Origin of the sequence: Streptococcus sp. Marseille-Q5855, from assembly GCF_946901985.1 — a bacterium.
Taxonomy (GTDB): domain Bacteria; phylum Bacillota; class Bacilli; order Lactobacillales; family Streptococcaceae; genus Streptococcus.
Genome location: NZ_CAMPPR010000006.1, coordinates 1 through 15,844 on the forward strand (window position 1 = coordinate 1; position 15,844 = coordinate 15,844).

Annotated in this window: 17 protein-coding genes; 1 reads left to right on the forward strand and 16 read right to left on the reverse strand. The window is 41.2% G+C overall.

Annotation, left to right across the window (positions count from 1 at the left end):
• Positions 1 to 593: 593 nt before the first annotated feature.
• From rplA to OC529_RS06605, 11 genes are all read right to left on the reverse strand, one after another.
• Positions 594 to 1,283, reverse strand: coding sequence for a 50S ribosomal protein L1 (gene rplA / locus OC529_RS06555; protein ID WP_001085675.1), 690 nt, complete (start codon positions 1,281 to 1,283; stop codon positions 594 to 596).
• A 97-nt stretch (positions 1,284 to 1,380) separates the two neighbouring features.
• Positions 1,381 to 1,806, reverse strand: a complete 426-nt coding sequence (gene rplK / locus OC529_RS06560) for a 50S ribosomal protein L11 (RefSeq protein ID WP_001085807.1) — start codon at positions 1,804 to 1,806, stop codon at positions 1,381 to 1,383.
• A gap of 122 nt (positions 1,807 to 1,928) precedes the next feature.
• A complete protein-coding gene (gene ldcB, locus OC529_RS06565; protein WP_050089631.1) occupies positions 1,929 to 2,645 on the reverse strand; it encodes an LD-carboxypeptidase LdcB/DacB in 717 nt (238 codons plus the stop codon).
• A 2-nt stretch (positions 2,646 to 2,647) separates the two neighbouring features.
• Positions 2,648 to 3,118, reverse strand: a complete 471-nt coding sequence (locus OC529_RS06570) for an HIT family protein (protein ID WP_262081768.1) — start codon at positions 3,116 to 3,118, stop codon at positions 2,648 to 2,650.
• 1 nt (position 3,119) lies between these two features.
• On the reverse strand, positions 3,120 to 4,157 hold the full coding sequence (locus OC529_RS06575; RefSeq protein WP_262081769.1) for a M42 family metallopeptidase: 1,038 nt from the start codon (positions 4,155 to 4,157) through the stop codon (positions 3,120 to 3,122).
• Positions 4,158 to 4,254: 97 nt separating this feature from the next.
• Positions 4,255 to 5,580, reverse strand: a complete 1,326-nt coding sequence (gene brnQ, locus OC529_RS06580) for a branched-chain amino acid transport system II carrier protein (RefSeq protein ID WP_262081770.1) — start codon at positions 5,578 to 5,580, stop codon at positions 4,255 to 4,257.
• Positions 5,581 to 5,751: 171 nt separating this feature from the next.
• A complete protein-coding gene (locus OC529_RS06585) occupies positions 5,752 to 6,039 on the reverse strand; it encodes a rhodanese-like domain-containing protein (protein WP_173229259.1) in 288 nt (95 codons plus the stop codon).
• Between the two features lie 10 nt (positions 6,040 to 6,049).
• Positions 6,050 to 6,196: a hypothetical protein gene (locus OC529_RS06590; protein ID WP_240153268.1), complete on the reverse strand. Its 147-nt coding sequence runs from the start codon at positions 6,194 to 6,196 to the stop codon at positions 6,050 to 6,052.
• A 3-nt stretch (positions 6,197 to 6,199) separates the two neighbouring features.
• On the reverse strand, positions 6,200 to 6,778 hold the full coding sequence (locus OC529_RS06595) for a uracil-DNA glycosylase family protein (RefSeq protein ID WP_262081771.1): 579 nt from the start codon (positions 6,776 to 6,778) through the stop codon (positions 6,200 to 6,202).
• Between the two features lie 53 nt (positions 6,779 to 6,831).
• Complete coding sequence (gene pepV / locus OC529_RS06600; RefSeq protein ID WP_262081772.1) at positions 6,832 to 8,232, reverse strand: dipeptidase PepV; 1,401 nt, start codon at positions 8,230 to 8,232, stop codon at positions 6,832 to 6,834.
• Positions 8,233 to 8,244: 12 nt separating this feature from the next.
• Positions 8,245 to 8,850: a nitroreductase family protein gene (locus OC529_RS06605; RefSeq protein ID WP_262081773.1), complete on the reverse strand. Its 606-nt coding sequence runs from the start codon at positions 8,848 to 8,850 to the stop codon at positions 8,245 to 8,247.
• A 170-nt stretch (positions 8,851 to 9,020) separates the two neighbouring features.
• On the opposite strand from OC529_RS06605, the gene OC529_RS06610 reads away from it, so the two are divergent.
• Positions 9,021 to 9,821: an amino acid ABC transporter substrate-binding protein gene (locus tag OC529_RS06610; protein WP_262081774.1), complete on the forward strand. Its 801-nt coding sequence runs from the start codon at positions 9,021 to 9,023 to the stop codon at positions 9,819 to 9,821.
• Between the two features lie 67 nt (positions 9,822 to 9,888).
• On the opposite strand, the gene OC529_RS06615 is transcribed toward OC529_RS06610, so the two are convergent.
• From OC529_RS06615 to OC529_RS06635, 5 genes are all read right to left on the reverse strand, one after another.
• Entirely contained in the window at positions 9,889 to 10,722 is an 834-nt protein-coding gene (locus tag OC529_RS06615) for a metallophosphoesterase family protein (protein ID WP_262081775.1), read from the reverse strand.
• Positions 10,712 to 12,559, reverse strand: coding sequence for an excinuclease ABC subunit UvrC (gene uvrC, locus OC529_RS06620; protein WP_262081776.1), 1,848 nt, complete (start codon positions 12,557 to 12,559; stop codon positions 10,712 to 10,714). Before uvrC ends, OC529_RS06615 begins: the two co-directional genes overlap by 11 nt.
• A gap of 38 nt (positions 12,560 to 12,597) precedes the next feature.
• Complete coding sequence (locus OC529_RS06625) at positions 12,598 to 13,299, reverse strand: M57 family metalloprotease (protein WP_262081777.1); 702 nt, start codon at positions 13,297 to 13,299, stop codon at positions 12,598 to 12,600.
• Between the two features lie 78 nt (positions 13,300 to 13,377).
• Positions 13,378 to 14,610, reverse strand: a complete 1,233-nt coding sequence (gene murN, locus OC529_RS06630) for a peptidoglycan bridge formation alanyltransferase MurN (protein ID WP_262081778.1) — start codon at positions 14,608 to 14,610, stop codon at positions 13,378 to 13,380.
• 4 nt (positions 14,611 to 14,614) lie between these two features.
• Positions 14,615 to 15,835, reverse strand: coding sequence for an aminoacyltransferase (locus OC529_RS06635; protein WP_262081779.1), 1,221 nt, complete (start codon positions 15,833 to 15,835; stop codon positions 14,615 to 14,617).
• Positions 15,836 to 15,844: the final 9 nt, after the last annotated feature.

The window sequence follows — 15,844 nt, forward strand, 5'->3', positions numbered from 1 at the left end:
CAAACATTGCGCTTGGTTACTGCTTACGTTCAACAAAATACAGAGAACATAATCAGCGACGACTTTGTTTCTCCTCTTTCTACTGATTCCATTACGCCGACCAATCCGATTGATAGAGATGGGGCTAAGGCAACAAATGAATGAGCTATAGGCTAGACAAAGCTCAATTGTAACTGTCCGATAACCAAGTATATTGAAAAATCTCCAGACTAGAGAACTCACTGATAGTTCCTAATCTGGAGATTTCTTATTTGCACTTTTCTTGTACAGACTCAATCCAATGATTTCCAGTAATCCTCTCATGGACTTCCCTCATTGTTTTCTAATTTTATAGTATATCGAATCTGGGATAAGACGTCGCGGCTTCTAAAACATTGATAGCAATTAATTTGTCTAGTTCCTATTTCACCATAACTATAGTGAAATGAAATAAAATATGCGCAAATGGATTAGGGAATTTAAACGAATTTCTAAGAATGTCTTTGAAATCAAAGTGTCCTGCTTTAACTTCAATATACTATATTCTTATCGAGACTATAGCTCACATACAAAAACGAGTACTTCCGTACTCGCCTTTGTTTATAAACTACTGATTAAAGTGAGTTTACATCAACTTTGATACCAACACCTTGAGTAGTTGTGATAGTCAAGTTTGTTACGTAAGTTCCTTTAGCTGTAGCTGGTTTTGCTTTTTGGATTGTTTCGTTGAAAGCTTTGAAGTTTTCAACCAATTTTTCAGCTTCAAATGATACTTTACCGATGATTGCTTGAACGTTACCTGCACGGTCAGCACGGTAAGTGATTTTACCACCTTTAGACTCTTCAACTGCTTTAGCAACATCCATAGTTACAGTACCAGTTTTAGGGTTTGGCATCAAGTTACGTGGTCCAAGGACACGTCCAAGACGTCCAACAAGAGCCATCATGTCAGGTGTAGCGATAACTACGTCGAAGTCCAACCAACCGTCGTTGATTTTAGCAACAAGGTCATCTTCACCAACAAAGTCTGCACCAGCAGCTTTTGCTTCTTCAGCTTTTGCACCACGTGCGAAAACAAGAACGCGTGAAGTTTTACCAGTACCGTTTGGCAATACCATTGCTCCACGGATTTGTTGGTCAGCTTTTTTAACGTCGATGTTCAAGTTGTAAGCAACTTCTACAGTTGCGTCAAATTTTGCAAAGTTAGTTTCTTTTGCAAGTGCTACAGCTTCTTCTACGCTGTATGCTTTTGTGCTGTCGATTTTCTCAAGAGCAGCACGAAGTTGTTTGCTTTTTTTAGCCATTTTCTATTCTCCTTGTAAGTGGTTCAATCGATTTTCATCTCCCACGTCACTTCTCGAAATGATGAAGTCTTGCGGGTTATATTGGGGGTGTTATTGATTAGTCAACAACAGTGAATCCCATAGAACGAGCAGTACCTTCGATCATACGCATTGCAGACTCTACGTTTGCTGCGTTCAAATCTGGCATCTTAGTTTCTGCAATTTCTTGTACTTGTGCACGAGTAACTGTAGCAACTTTAGTTTTGTTAGGTGTACCTGATCCTTTTTCAACACCTGCAGCTTTTTTCAAAAGAACAGCAGCTGGTGGTGTTTTAGTGATGAAAGTAAATGATTTATCTTCGTAAACTGAGATAACAACTGGAATAATCATACCAGCTTGGTCAGCTGTACGAGCGTTGAACTCTTTTGTGAATCCCATGATGTTGATACCAGCTTGACCAAGAGCAGGTCCAACCGGTGGAGCTGGTGTAGCTTTACCAGCAGGGATTTGCAATTTTACAAGTTTTTCGACTTTTTTAGCCATTTTTAAATCCTCCTTTGTGGTTTTGGCGGTAATTAGAGATTTTTACCTCCCACAAGTATGCTTTTCACATACCCATCTATTATACACTATTTATCTGGAATTGCAAGAGAAAAGTTTATTTTTTAATCGACGTAATCTCCGCCTTCAAAGCCATAGTATTCTTCCAAACTGAGACCACTCTCAGCAATTTCTTTAGCTTCTTTTCCGACATAACGCAAGTGCCATTCCTCAGCCATATAGCCTGTTTCCTTTTCCTTGCCTTTGAGATAACGGACAACAAAGCCATAATCAGCCGCATGGTCCAAAAGCCATTGGGCTGCTTTTTCTTCTGTCACCAAATCACCATCAGTCCCAATCACATCAAAGGCCAAGCCTGTCTGGTGTTCGCTATAACCAGGTCGAGCAGAGTAACGGTCTGCAGCTTCTTTCCCATCTTGATTGACATAATCTTGATAGAGCTTGGTCTGAGTTTCATAACTTCTAAAGCCACTGTAATGGTCACTGATTGGGAAACCTGCCTCTTGCATCGCTTTGATGAGTTTGACCAACTCAGCCTTGGCTGTTGGATTTTCCCCTGGATTGTAGTCTTTTGACAATGGGTAGTGTTTATTGGCTACGATGATTTCATCGTATTTGCCTTGGATGCTGTAGTAGTCTCCTTTATTGACCACTTCTGCTTTCTTCTGGGCAGTTCCTTGAGACTTACTGCCGACTGTTCCATCAGCTTTGGCTGTCTGTTCTGTCTTAGCTTCTCCGTCTTCATTTTTTGCTTTTTCTTGTGAACAAGCTGCTAGACTCAAGGCTAGCAAGGCTGTCAAGACAAGGTATCTTTTTTTCATTTCTACTCCTTTATTTCTAATAGTTTATCTAGTTCTGACGATAAACATTCGACTAATCTTTTAATCTCTTCCGGTTTTACTTGGCAAGTTTCTGCTGTCATTTCTTCAAAGGGAACCCACCAAACTGGCCCACGACCTTTAAGACCGTGGCCATTCATATCACCTGTCCGTCGTGGAAACAGATGCCAATGAAGATGGGCATCGCCATTTCCTAGCAGTTCGATATTCATTTTCTCAGCAGTAAAGGCCTTGGCAACTGCCTCTTGGACTAGACTCATTTCTTCGAGAAAACGGATTCTTGTTTCCTTTTTCAAATGGTGCAATTCGGTAACGTGTTCCTTGGCTAGAAAGAGACTATAGCCTGCAAAATACTGGTGATCTCCAATCACAATATAGCCTGTCTCTAGTTCTCTCACAAAGTAGGGATTTTCTCCCTTCTTGATGAGCTCAATTCTCTGACAAATAAGGCACATATTAGTCTACCAGTGCGCTCTTAAGATAGGCATCAACCATACGCTCCGTCGCGACAACTGAATCAATATGAGTACGCTCATAAGAATGACTAGACTCGATACCCGCGCCAAGGAGGGCGTGTTTGACCTCTGCCCCTGCGGACATGGCCGCTGAAGCGTCCGAACCATAAAATGGATAGATATCCAGCTTAAATGGAATATCTTGCTCTTTAGCCAAAGCAACCAAATGTTGACGGAAGTCATAGTGATAAGGTCCAGAAGCATCCTTGACACAAATAGACACTGTGTACTCGTCTGTCTGCTGATCATCGCCCATAGCTCCCATATCCACAGCCAGATATTCTACTACCTGAGCAGGAATATTAGAGTTAGCACCGTGTCCCACTTCTTCAAAAACTGAAAAAGCAAAATGGGTTGTTACGGGTAATTCAATCTTCTCTTCCTTATAAATACGAAGCAGGTTGAGCAAAATCGCTGCGCTAACCTTATCGTCCAAATGGCGAGACTTAATAAAACCTGTCTCTGTCACGACCGTTCGTGGGTCAAAACTGATAAAATCACCGACCTCAATGCCAAGAGCACGAGTTTCTTTTTCATTGGTCACTTTTGCATCCAAACGCACTTCCATATTGTCCTGCGTGCGTTCTGCAGTTCCTGCATCCTTATAGACATGGCAAGAAGTTTGGTGGATGAGGATGGTTCCTGATACTTTTTCACCTGTGCTAGCCACATGAACGGTACAGTTTTCTCCTTCAATCATGTTCCAAGGAAAACCACCGACACGATCCAATTTGAGACGGCCGTCTGGTTTGACAGCACGGACAATAGCACCCAGCGTATCTACATGGGCAGTCACATAGCGATGTTCTTCATCATTTTGACCTTTGATGGTCACATTGACACCACCCTTGGCTGTGCGAACCGACTGGTAACCAAAACCTTCTAAAGTTTTGACTAAATAGTCCGCAATCTCCCGAGTGAAACCCGTTGGCGATGCAATAGCTGTCAGTTCTTTGATATATTCTACTGTTTGATTCATTTCTTCACCTCTTTTGCTACCTATTATAACACATTTATCATCGGATAAAAAAAGAAAATCACTCCTGTAGACTTGGCTACAAAAGTGATTTTAATGATTATTCCATTTCAAAAACATCGCTTTCTTGCTTGTTTGGTAGAACCAATGAGAGCAAGATTCCGACAATGGCTGGTACTAACCATGGGAGTGATGCCTTGGCAAAAGGAAGAGCGTTGACAAGGTTTGCAAGAAACTCAACCTTAAACGAGCTTTCTAATACGCTTGCAATGGCAATAGCTGTAACAACAGCAATTGTCAACTGCATACCTGGTTTTGAAAGAGCCACAAATTTGTTGACAATGACAATCATAACGATGGCAATGGTGATTGGGTACAAGATAACCAGTACAGGAATGGAGTACTTGATAATCGCATCAAGACCCAAATTGGCAATGGCAAATCCAATCAAGGTAAAGGCTGTCGCATAAACCTTGTAGCTGATTTGTGGGAAGCGTTCATTAAAGAACTCAGCTGTAGACACAATCAAACCAACAGTTGTTGTGAAGCAGGTTACGGTAACCATAGCTGCAAGGAAGAGTTGAGCTGTTGAACCAAAGATTTCTTGAGTAGCCTGTGACAAGATGTAAACACCTGGTGTTCCACCCTTCATCGCCTCAGCTGGTACTGGGAAATGGTTTCCAAGGAAACCTAAGCCGATGTAAAGAGCGCTGAAGGCAAGGGCTACAACGATACCAACCACCCAAATAGTCGAAATGTATTCTTTCTTACTTGAGAAACCAAGTTGTTTCAAGGTTTGAACCGCGATTACGCTAAAGGCAACTGAGGCAAGGGCGTCCAAGGTATTATAACCTTCTAGGAAACCTGTCCCAAAGGCAGAAGCTTGATAAGCAGCTGAAGCAGCTTGAGGACTTGTTCCACCGTATTTGATAGCTCCTAGGACAACCAAGATAACAATCAAAATCGCAAAGACTGGTGTTAAAATACGGCCGATACGGTCCAAGATTTTTGATGGATTAAGCGAAATTAGATAGGCTGCTGCAAAATACAGAACCGTAAAGACAATCAAACCAAGACCTTTATTTGCATCCGACAAAAGGGGGCTAATCCCTACTTCGTAAGCTGTTGTAGCAGTACGTGGGATAGCAAAGAATGGACCGATTGACAAATAAAGAACTGAGAGGTAAAGAGTCGCAAACCAAGGCGCTATCTTTGTTGAAATCTCGTAGATATATCCTTTAGGATTTAACGTTCCAATAATCAGAGTCAAGACGGCGATACCGACGCCTGAAAAGACAAAACCTGCGATGGCAGGAAGAAAATGTTCTCCAGATAGAGCACCCAGAGAAGGCGGAAAAATCAAGTTCCCCGCACCAAAAAATATTCCAAACAGGAGTAAACCTGTTAAGGCACCTTTTTTAGCCATGAAAATCTCCTTCATATTTATAAAATACTGACCTAGTATATCATGAATAGGAGTATGAAAAAAGCTTCACGAAGTAAATATTGAATGTTTTCAAGATTCTTAAAAATGAGAATTGTCTAAAAATAAGATTCTCCTACCCAGTCTACGCCAAGTAGGAGAAAAATCTGCTGTTTAAAGTTCTTCAAAGGCTAACATGCCACCTTGAACATTGATAACCTCATAACCTTGTTCTGATAAGAATTGGCAAGCACGCGCCGATCTCATTCCAGATTTACAAATAACATAATGTAACTGGTCCTTGTCCAACTGATCATAGATATCGGCTAATTGACTCAGAGGAAGATTCTGAGCACCTTCTAAATGAAGAGCTTCAAACTCATCTACTTCTCTCACGTCTACTAGAGAAAGTTGGTCATTTTGGTAAAGCTGGTAAAATGCGTCAAAGGTTATTTCTTTCATTCTTTTTCTCCTAATACTCTTCGAAAATCTCTTCAAACCACGTCAGCGTCGCCTTACAGTAGGTATGGTTACTGACTTCGTCAGTTCTATCCACAACCTCAAAGCTGTACTTTGAGCAGCCTGCGGCTAGCTTCCTAGTTTGCTCTTTGATTTTCATTGACTATAAAATAGTTTTAATTCTTTTTTTCAAATCTGGCACCACTTCTGCCTCAAACCAAGGATTTTTGACCATCCAGATTTGATTTCGCGGTGAGGGGTGAACTAGTGGAAAATAGGTTGGCAAGTAGTTCTGGTAGTGTTTTACCCGTTCTGTCACCTTGCCACTGATTTTCTCCTTTAAATAGTAGGCCTGGGCATATTGCCCAATCAAGAGGGTCAATTGAATATCTGGTAATTCTTGCAAGAGCTGTGGATGCCATTTTTCAGCAAAGCCTGTTCTCGGTGGCAAGTCACCTGACTTACCATGCCCTGGAAAGTAGAAATCCATGGGCAGAACAGCAAAATAACCTGAATTGTAAAAGGTATCTTCATCCACACCTAGCCAGTCCCGCAAACGATCACCACTTTTGTCCTTCCAGTAAAGTCCTGCCTCCTGCGTTTTAAGCCCCGGTGCTTGACCGATGATATTGATGCGAGCAGTCTTTGGCGCTGCAAAGAGAGGTTCGATTCCGCGTTCTGTATAGCTGGCATTTTGTGGATCTGACATAATAGCCTGCTTGATTCTTTCAATTTGAGACATCTACTTTCCCTCCAAAAAGAAGTCTAAGCATACAATCTCAGACTTCTATCGTTTTATTTGATCAATTCATAAATAGCTTCGGCATAGATTGCTGCTGCTCGGAAAAGATCGTCCAAGGCGATAAATTCATTGGCTTGGTGCATGGTGTCAATTGAGTCTGGGAACATGGCTCCGTAGGCAACCCCACGTTCGAGCAAGCGACCAAAAGTACCACCACCGATAACTTGCTCATGACCTTTAAGTCCAGTTTGTTTTTCATAAACATTCAACAAAGTTTGGACAAGTGGATCTTCCATTGGCACATAGTGAGGCGTGTGACCGTGTTCAGAAAGGCTAACAGAAGCAACTGGCAAGTTTTCAAGAATTGACTTGATTTGTTCTGGACTTGTTCCTTTTGGATAGCGGATGTTAAGGGCAATGGTATTATCAGCGCTTGTTTCATCAAAGCAGAAGACACCGGCATTCATAGAAAGGGCACCCATCTTTTCATCCACATGGGCAATCTTGAGATTTTCACCCTCATGGTCGTTCAAGAGAATCTTACCAGCGATGTCAAGGTAGTCTTTGGCTGGACCAGCAAAGTCAAACTGGCTAAGGAAGAGGGCTAGGTAAGTCGCACCATTGACACCTGAAGCAGGCATAGCACCGTGGGCTGATTTACCAATGATGGTAACCTTGTACTGACCGTTTTCTTCTTGGAGTTCTCCTCTAAGTTTGTGTTCTGCAACAAAGGCATCTAGTTTAGCTTGCAAGTCAGCCAAATCACCTGAAACGACTGCTGTTGCTGATTCAGGCACCATGTTTTCACGTAAACCACCTGTGAAGCTGTGAAGACGAGCTGCACCTGCATTTTCACCTGCAAAGTGAAGGTATTCCGTGATATTTCCTTTTTCACCATTGATGATAGGGAACTCAGCATCTGGAGAGAAACCGAAGTCTGGTTTTGAAAGTCCTACGTGCTCGAAATAGTAGTCCATGTCTGCCCAGCCTGATTCTTCATCTGTTCCAACAATAAAGCGAACTTTCTTAGAAGTTGGAAGACCCAATTCTTTGATGATTTTCAAACCATAGTAACAAGCTGTTGTAGGACCCTTATCGTCCGAAGCCCCACGCGCATAGAGGCGACCGTCTTTGATAGTTGGTGTGTAAGGATCTGTGTCCCAACCGCTACCAGCTGGCACCACGTCCATGTGGGCAAAGATTCCGAGAACTTCTTCTCCATCACCAAACTCAAAATGTCCTGCGTAGTTGTCAACATTTTTAGTTGGGTAGCCATCGCGGTCTGCGATTTCAAGGAATTTTTCCAAGGCTTTTACCGGCCCAGGTCCAAATGGATGTTCAGCATCAACCTTGCTGTCATCACGTTCAGAGTTGATTTCCAAAAGGCTAAACAAGTCAGCCAAGAGGTCTTCTTTGCGTTTTTCTACTTCTGCTGTAAAATCAATTGCTGTCATTTTTTCTTCTTTCTATCTTTTCTCGATGATTTCATCTACTGGCAAGCGGTAGCTTGGTTCCAATTTTTCGTCTGTATAACCCACTGTAATCAAGAGTTCTGGGCGGAAACGGTCTTCGATTTCTAAAATTTCGTTGACTTTTGATTTGTCAAAACCAAGAATTAGATTTGATCCGATTCCCTGATCTGTAAGAGCCAGAACCAAATTCATGGCAACCAAACCTGCATTGAGGGCTAGGTAGTCGCTGACCTGTTGTTCATTGTAACGGGCAAATTCAGCTGGCAAATTTTTCATGAAGTATTGAAGTTGCTCTTCAGAAAAGTTATTAGCACCGCCAACTCGGGCAATCTTACGAGCACGTTTAGCCAAATCTGTGTCTGTAAACAAGGCAATAGTTACAGGCGCTGACGATACCTGTTCAAAGTTTGAACCGTAAGCCAATTTTGCCAGTTCGGAATTTTTCTCACGTACCACCACAAATTTCCAAGGCTGGCTGTTGTGGGCACTTGGTGCCAAGGTTGCGATTTCGATAGCCGTACGAACATCTTTAGGATCAACAGGCTTATCAGTGAACTGCTTGGTCGCATGACGTTTTTTATTTAATTCAAGAAATTTCATAATCGATTTCCTTTTCTAATTCTACTGCTTCCATTCTACCATAATTTGAAAGAGCTTGCAGGGATTTTTCATGATTAAGTTTTTTTATCACAACCATAAAAAATATATACTGGTTCATCAGGAAAGTTTCTGATAAACTAGCAAGTACTTTACATTTGAATGGAGACATTATGAAAAAATTTAGCCTATTACTAGCTATCCTACCATTTTTGGTTGCCTGTGGAAATCAATCCACACCCAAAGAGACCAGCGCTCAAAAGACAATCGTCGTTGCTACAGCTGGTGATGTGCCACCATTTGACTACGAAGACAAGGGAAATCTGACAGGCTTCGATATTGAAGTTCTAAAGGCAGTGGATGAAAAACTCAGCGGCTACGAGATTCAATTCCAAAGAACTGCCTGGGAAAGTATCTTCCCTGGGCTTGATTCTGGTCACTATCAAGCAGCAGCCAATAACTTGAGTTACACAAAAGAGCGTGCTGAAAAATACCTCTACTCACTCCCAATTTCGAATAATCCCCTCGTCCTTGTCAGCAACAAGAAAAATCCTCTGACTTCACTTGACCAAATCGCTGGCAAAACAACGCAAGAGGATACTGGAACTTCAAACGCTCAATTCATCAATAACTGGAATCAGAAACACACTGACAATCCTGCTACCATCGATTTTTCTGGCGAGGATATCGGCAAACGAATCCTAGACCTTGCTAACGGTGAATTTGATTTCCTAGTTTTTGACAAGGTATCCGTTCAAAAGATTATCAAGGACCGCGGCCTAGACCTCTCAGTCGTTGATTTACCTTCTGCAGATAGCCCTAGCAATTATATCGTTTTCTCAAGTGATCAAAAAGAGTTTAAAGAACAATTTGATAAAGCACTCAAGGAACTCTATCAAGATGGAACACTTGAAAAACTCAGTAATACCTATCTAGGTGGTTCTTATCTTCCAGATCAGTCTCAGTTACAATAAGATATACTAAAAGCGATGGGACCAGCCAATCGCTTTTTTAGTTTGCATTGGTTATTTTAGGAAACTTTTACAAAAAATCAAAAAAATTCTTCACATCTTCTACATACCCATGCTTTTCTATTAAGCTTGCTAATAATTCCAGATTGTGTCCCTGATAGTTATCTTCACGACGCAGTTCTTCATACATTTCGATAAAGGGAAGCCCCTTGGATTTGGCCAATTCCAACTCAGCTTCGTAATCATAAGCGACTTTACGAAATAGGATATTTACCAATTCCCCATCTTCAACTTCTATCACGGCATACTGGGCACGGTGATTTTTTAACGCCTCCCAATTAAAATAGGGCATGCCAATCGACCCTGGATTGATGATTTGTTGCCCCTGACTTCCATAACGAAGCAATTGCTTGTGAACATGACCATAGACTGCTACGTCGGTTTCCGCATCTAGGAGTTGGTCAAATTTCTCTGTATCATTCTCAACTAGCAAATCACCACCATAGTTCTTATTTGGCAAATTATGAGAGATAGAAAAGCGCAGTCCCTCAACTTCTTTCTTTTCCAGCAAAGGCAAGCTTCGTAGCCAGACAATCGTTGCAGGATCCATTCGCTCCATCAAAAACTGAGTCATTCGCATGAGCTGGATTTCTTTCGGATCTTCCAAACCATATTCGCCATCCAAGGCTTCCAGGACACAATCATCCCAATTGCCTCGAACACTTGCTGTGATAGGAAGGTCCTTTAGCAGGGCGACTAAGTCATTTGCGCCTGGACCAGGAAGAAAAATATCTCCCAGAAGCCAGTATTCACTGACTCCTTGATTTTTAGCATCTGCAATCACTGCTTCTAGCGCCGTCGCATTGCCATGAATATCTGATAAAATTGCGATTTTATGGTTCATTGTGGTTTCCTTCCGTTTGGTAATCTACTCTTTCTTCCGCCACTTGAGCTAATTCCACTTCTTCCTGCGACTTTAACTTTCTTTTCACAGCCTCTGCGACAAGTCTAGGCACTCCAACTTCGACAATCTCATCCACACTGGCTTCCTTGATTTTTGTCAGAGACTTGAAATGCTTCATGAGATTTTGCTTGCGTTTAGGTCCCAGACCGTCAATTCCATCCAGTTGTGAAGAAAAGGAATTTTTGGAGCGCAGTTGGCGATGGAAAGTAATGGCAAAGCGGTGCACCTCATCTTGAATGCGTTGGAGGAGGAAAAATTCCTGAGAATTGCGAGACAAGTCCACCACCTCAAGCGGATCTCCAAAGAGCAATTCATGGGTTTGGTGCTTATCATTCTTTTGCAGACCTGCAATGGGGATATCCAAGCCCAACTCCTCTTGGATGACTTGCTTGGCGATATTGACCTGACCTTGCCCCCCATCAATGACAATCAAATCTGGCGGAGTCAAGCCGTCACGTTGAACTCGACCATAACGCCTGCGAATGACCTCTCTCATGCTGGCATAATCGTCTGGACCGACAACCGTTTTTATCTTGTACTTACGACAATCCTTCTTACTTGGTTTGCCGTTGACAAAGACCACCATGGCTGAAACAGGACTGGTTCCCATGATATTGGAGTTATCAAAGGATTCGATGCGGACTGGTGTCGGGATTTGGAGCAAGCGTCCTAGATTTTCAATAGCTCCTTGGGTCTTCTCGACAGATTTCTCTAGCAGGTTGAATTTCTGCTCTAGGCTGACTCGAGCATTCTTTATAGCCAAATTGACCAGTTGCTTTTTCTCTCCACGCTGAGGCTTAAGAATCTTGGTGTCTACCAAGGCCTTGACTGCTTCTTCATCAATATCCTGCGGAATCAGCACCTCATTGGGAACTAGATGAGATTTTTCTTGATAGAATTGTCCTACATAGGTCAGAAAGTCCTCATCCGGATCATTGTAGTAGGGGAAAAGATTAACGTCTCGCTCAATGAGCTTGCCCTGACGAACAAAGAAAACCTGAACACACATCCAGCCCTTATCCACATAGTAGCCAAAGACATCCCGATTTTGGAGATCCTTAGCCATGACCCGTTGCTTGGTTCGAAGTGTTCCAATGGCCTGAATGAGGTCACGGTATTCCGCCGCACGTTCAAATTCCATAGTCTGAGCTGCCGCTGCCATTTTACTCTTGAGGTCATCTATGATTTTATCATCCTGCCCTTTCAGAAAATCAGAAACCTCCTGAGCCATGGACTTGAAATAAGCCTCATCTTTCTTACAGATGGTGTGGGCCATACACTGGCCGATATGGTAGTAAAAACAGACCTTAGACGGTGGATTGGTACACTTTCTAAAAGGGAAAATTCGATCCAGCAACCGCTTAATTTCATTGGCTGCTCCCACATCTGGATAAGGTCCAAAATAAAGACCTCCATCTTTTTTGACCTGACGAGTGATAATCAAGCGAGGATAGCGCTCATTAGTGATTTTGATGAAGGGATAAGACTTATCATCCTTGAGCATGATATTGTACTTGGGCTTGTTTTCCTTGATCAGGTTGATTTCTAGGAGAAGTGCCTCAATATTGGACTCCGTAACGATAAATTCAAAATCCACAATTTCAGACACCAGAGCCTCTGTCTTAGTATCATGACTTCCACGGAAATAGGACCTCACGCGGTTACGCAGATTTTTAGCCTTTCCTACATAGATAATGGTGCCGTTTTTATCCTTGTGAATGTAGCAACCAGGGCTGGTCGGCAAGAGCTCTAGTTTTGATTTAATCAAGTTATTCATAGTTCCATTATAGCAAAAAAGTAGGGAAAGATTGTTCCCTACTCACTAGTCTCATATATTTTTCGGAGGTTTGCAACATCCTCTTCCTGGATACCATAAAAAGAACCTGCTGGTTGCATGACAGACTTCTCATCTGTATGGTCCAAGCCAATCGCATGACCCAACTCATGTTCTGCCGTATGGACAAGGCGCTCATAGGAATAGCCATAGTTAGGATTGGACAAATAATAATGATTCAGGCGCACCGTTACAGATAAGAATTGTCCTGTCAAGAGATTGGTCTGACTTTCAGCCTCTCCTGCCACAGGAGTGTTTCCGTCGTTCATCTCAGTAGCCAAGGTATCCGCCTTGCTGGACTCAGCGACAATTTCAAAGTTAAAAGCACCAGTTTGATTCCAATTCTGGATTGCTTCTAAATAAGCTTCTTGAAAGCGTGAATCCATCTGGGGATTCAAGTAAATACGAGCAGAAGCCTGTGGCCATCTTCCTTCAGAGTGTTGATGGCTATCTGTCTGGTTCAACTTAGGCAGTTGCCCTGTTCTTTCCCATTGGTCTATACTTTGTTGACCAATCTTTACTGACCGTTCTGCTTGCTTTAGCGCCCCTTGAAAATCCCCGTTCAGATACCAGAGAAATCCGAAAGCAAGCACACATAAGAGCACAACTATCCAAACCAGACGCCAAAACAAACGCCAAACAAAAGAAAAGAAAGCCCCTATCAAACGAAAAAGCCAGCGCATATCCTTCCACCTTTCTAGTAAATAAAGTCTATTTTACTAAAAGAAGCTGAAAGAAAACTAAATACTGACTTTTTCATCTTAACGTCCTACTATTTTTTTGAGTAACTGGATAGCTTTGTATTTTAAAGGCGATGGATGGTACCGGAAAGTACCTGCTTTGCGTACAATATAGCCATTAAAATTCTGTTTAAAACGCAAAACACCATCACTTCCATCAAAAATCCCTTGAATCCCTAGGAAGTTGTATTTAGGTATTCCACGTTTTATACTTTCCAACATAATATATTTTTGAAGTAGCGCAGGGGCATAGAATTTATTAAACTCAGTGTAGGAACCACTAAAGAGATAAGTCGTTTCCTGAGGCATATAAACAAATAAACTCCCAGCTAAAACAATATCTTCTTCCCCATATTTTTCAATCAAGTCTCGCGCTTCTGCTTTTCGAACTTCAAACGTTTCAAATTGACTAGAATATTCTCTCAGTTGATTTTGTTTTTTCTCAGAATGAGGATTTTTACCCAAATCAAGTCGCAACTTGTCCAAGATTTCTTCTAGTTTACTTTGTTCACCTTGCAATTTGCTCATATAGTCCGAAAAATTTAAGGTTGCTATGAGAAACTCAGCTTGTTCTCCAAAAACATCATAAAAATGCTCATAATATTCTAAACTTTTATCACTATATTCTCTACGTTCAGAGGTTTCTTTTGTGATGTTCTTAAAAATCGATAGTTCTTCACGTCTTAACTTTTTCAACCGAATGCCAAAGGTTTCAGCCTTTTTCACCAAGGGTTTACCTTTTTTGCTAAAACTTTTAAGCAAATTCTTTTCAGTTAATTCAGTCAAATCTTTATAGTATAACCAATCTGGTTCTCCACCTGGATAACCTGTCGTCAATCCATCAAATTGATAACCTAAATCAGTCAAACCTTGAATCATACTTTTTTTCTCAGCATCTATTGGATTACCTTGGTTATCAAAAGTTTGGTAAGTTTCATAAGGTTTTACAAGCAACTCTAATACACCATTTTGCTTGGCATATTCTTTTAACTCTTCATAAAAAACTGGAAGGGCATCTTGTTGGGTATAAATCGGCCCCGAATTGATCTCCATATGCAGACCACCCAGCATGGGCAAGCTATAAACCAGAGCTGCAACTTGAATTTCTCCTTCTTGTTTCAAAGCAAGATAAACAATTCGAGCCCCTCTTTTTTCTAACAAGTCCCCCATCTGAACAGATTGCATAAAGGAACGAGAAGAAACCTGATCAGAATAAGCCTGAAACTCTTCTTTCGTGAGTGTAATTAGTGCCATATACTTACTTTCTATGTTTTTTTCTTAATGTTTTACGGAAATCAAGAGCAAGTCTTAACAGAGGATAGAGAGGATGCGTAGGCATTGTAAATTCTCCCAAATATTCTTCAATCGTTGGATTAAATTTTTCCTTAAAATGATACAGTCCACCATTGAGAGAGTTTTCAACACCACCTAAATTTTGCCAGACCATACCTCGCTCAAAGGCATAGCGAGCCGTTTCATACCAAGTTAAAATTGGTGCATTGTAACGTTTAAAATCATCATCCATTCCAGCATATAGATTGACAGAGGTAGTACCAAATTCCAAACTCAAAGTAGCCGCTAAAGGAATATTTGATTTTCCCATATTCATATATCCCTGCAAGAAATCTATTTCCTCTTCTAAACGTTCTTTTTCTTTTATATTTTCCTGAACTTTTGAAGGTCTGGTTGCATCATTAAATTTTTCTGCAACTACTCTATTTTTTTCTAACTGTTCTTCTAATTCTCTTAAACGCTTAGAAACATCCAAACTCGTTAGCGTGATATAGGAATCTTCTTTGAAGTTATCTAATAATTTTTTATAATAGGCTTCGTTTCTTAAATGAATCTCTTTTCGTTTCTCAGTTTTTTTCATCAACTCCGAAAACGAATCTAATAGTTCCAGTCCACCATATTGAATCTCAAGCCCTTTGTTTCGTGCTGTTCGGATAGCTTGCCTCGTTGATTTAGAAAGTTTATCTTCTTCAAAATTTTCCTTATATATTTTCGCCTGAATACGAGGTTGAATGGTGTCTCCCATTTCCTCTGTTTTTCCCGACCACCTTACTCCCATTTGTTGCAAACTATCAATAATAGCCAGATTTTCAGGAAATTCTGTTTTTTCCTGATTGATTAAACTTTGAGATAGGCAAATACTTGGGTCAAAAGTCACAAAAACCGCTTTCTTACTGCGAGCATAGGACTTAATGGACTGAATGACAAAACTCAAGAGTTCTATATCTCCATAATCTAATATAGGCCCTCTTGGGATGTAAAACATTTTATAGCCTAGCGGAAGAGTTCTAATCAAAATACTAGCTGTCGCCAGTAATTTTTCTTCCCTGTAAACACCAAACTTCTCATGTTCCCAGTCAGACTTCACTTCTTCCCAAGCACTACTTTGTAATACATTGGCTAATTCATGGTCTTTGACAAACTGATCATATTCTAATGCGGGAATGCCAATTTGATAACGGTACATTTCCTACTC

Bases quoted from the DNA above. Each gene is read 5' to 3' on its own strand.
- rplA (WP_001085675.1), bottom strand. From the start codon at position 1,283: ATGGCTAAAAAAAGCAAACAACTTCGTGCTGCTCTTGAGAAAATCGAC.
- rplK (WP_001085807.1), bottom strand. From the start codon at position 1,806: ATGGCTAAAAAAGTCGAAAAACTTGTAAAATTGCAAATCCCTGCTGGT.
- ldcB (WP_050089631.1), bottom strand. From the start codon at position 2,645: ATGAAAAAAAGATACCTTGTCTTGACAGCCTTGCTAGCCTTGAGTCTA.
- OC529_RS06570 (WP_262081768.1), bottom strand. From the start codon at position 3,118: ATGTGCCTTATTTGTCAGAGAATTGAGCTCATCAAGAAGGGAGAAAAT.
- OC529_RS06575 (WP_262081769.1), bottom strand. From the start codon at position 4,157: ATGAATCAAACAGTAGAATATATCAAAGAACTGACAGCTATTGCATCG.
- brnQ (WP_262081770.1), bottom strand. From the start codon at position 5,580: ATGGCTAAAAAAGGTGCCTTAACAGGTTTACTCCTGTTTGGAATATTT.
- OC529_RS06585 (WP_173229259.1), bottom strand. From the start codon at position 6,039: ATGAAAGAAATAACCTTTGACGCATTTTACCAGCTTTACCAAAATGAC.
- OC529_RS06590 (WP_240153268.1), bottom strand. From the start codon at position 6,196: ATGAAAATCAAAGAGCAAACTAGGAAGCTAGCCGCAGGCTGCTCAAAG.
- OC529_RS06595 (WP_262081771.1), bottom strand. From the start codon at position 6,778: ATGTCTCAAATTGAAAGAATCAAGCAGGCTATTATGTCAGATCCACAA.
- pepV (WP_262081772.1), bottom strand. From the start codon at position 8,232: ATGACAGCAATTGATTTTACAGCAGAAGTAGAAAAACGCAAAGAAGAC.
- OC529_RS06605 (WP_262081773.1), bottom strand. From the start codon at position 8,850: ATGAAATTTCTTGAATTAAATAAAAAACGTCATGCGACCAAGCAGTTC.
- OC529_RS06610 (WP_262081774.1), top strand. From the start codon at position 9,021: ATGAAAAAATTTAGCCTATTACTAGCTATCCTACCATTTTTGGTTGCC.
- OC529_RS06615 (WP_262081775.1), bottom strand. From the start codon at position 10,722: ATGAACCATAAAATCGCAATTTTATCAGATATTCATGGCAATGCGACG.
- uvrC (WP_262081776.1), bottom strand. From the start codon at position 12,559: ATGAATAACTTGATTAAATCAAAACTAGAGCTCTTGCCGACCAGCCCT.
- OC529_RS06625 (WP_262081777.1), bottom strand. From the start codon at position 13,299: ATGCGCTGGCTTTTTCGTTTGATAGGGGCTTTCTTTTCTTTTGTTTGG.
- murN (WP_262081778.1), bottom strand. From the start codon at position 14,610: ATGGCACTAATTACACTCACGAAAGAAGAGTTTCAGGCTTATTCTGAT.
- OC529_RS06635 (WP_262081779.1), bottom strand. From the start codon at position 15,835: ATGTACCGTTATCAAATTGGCATTCCCGCATTAGAATATGATCAGTTT.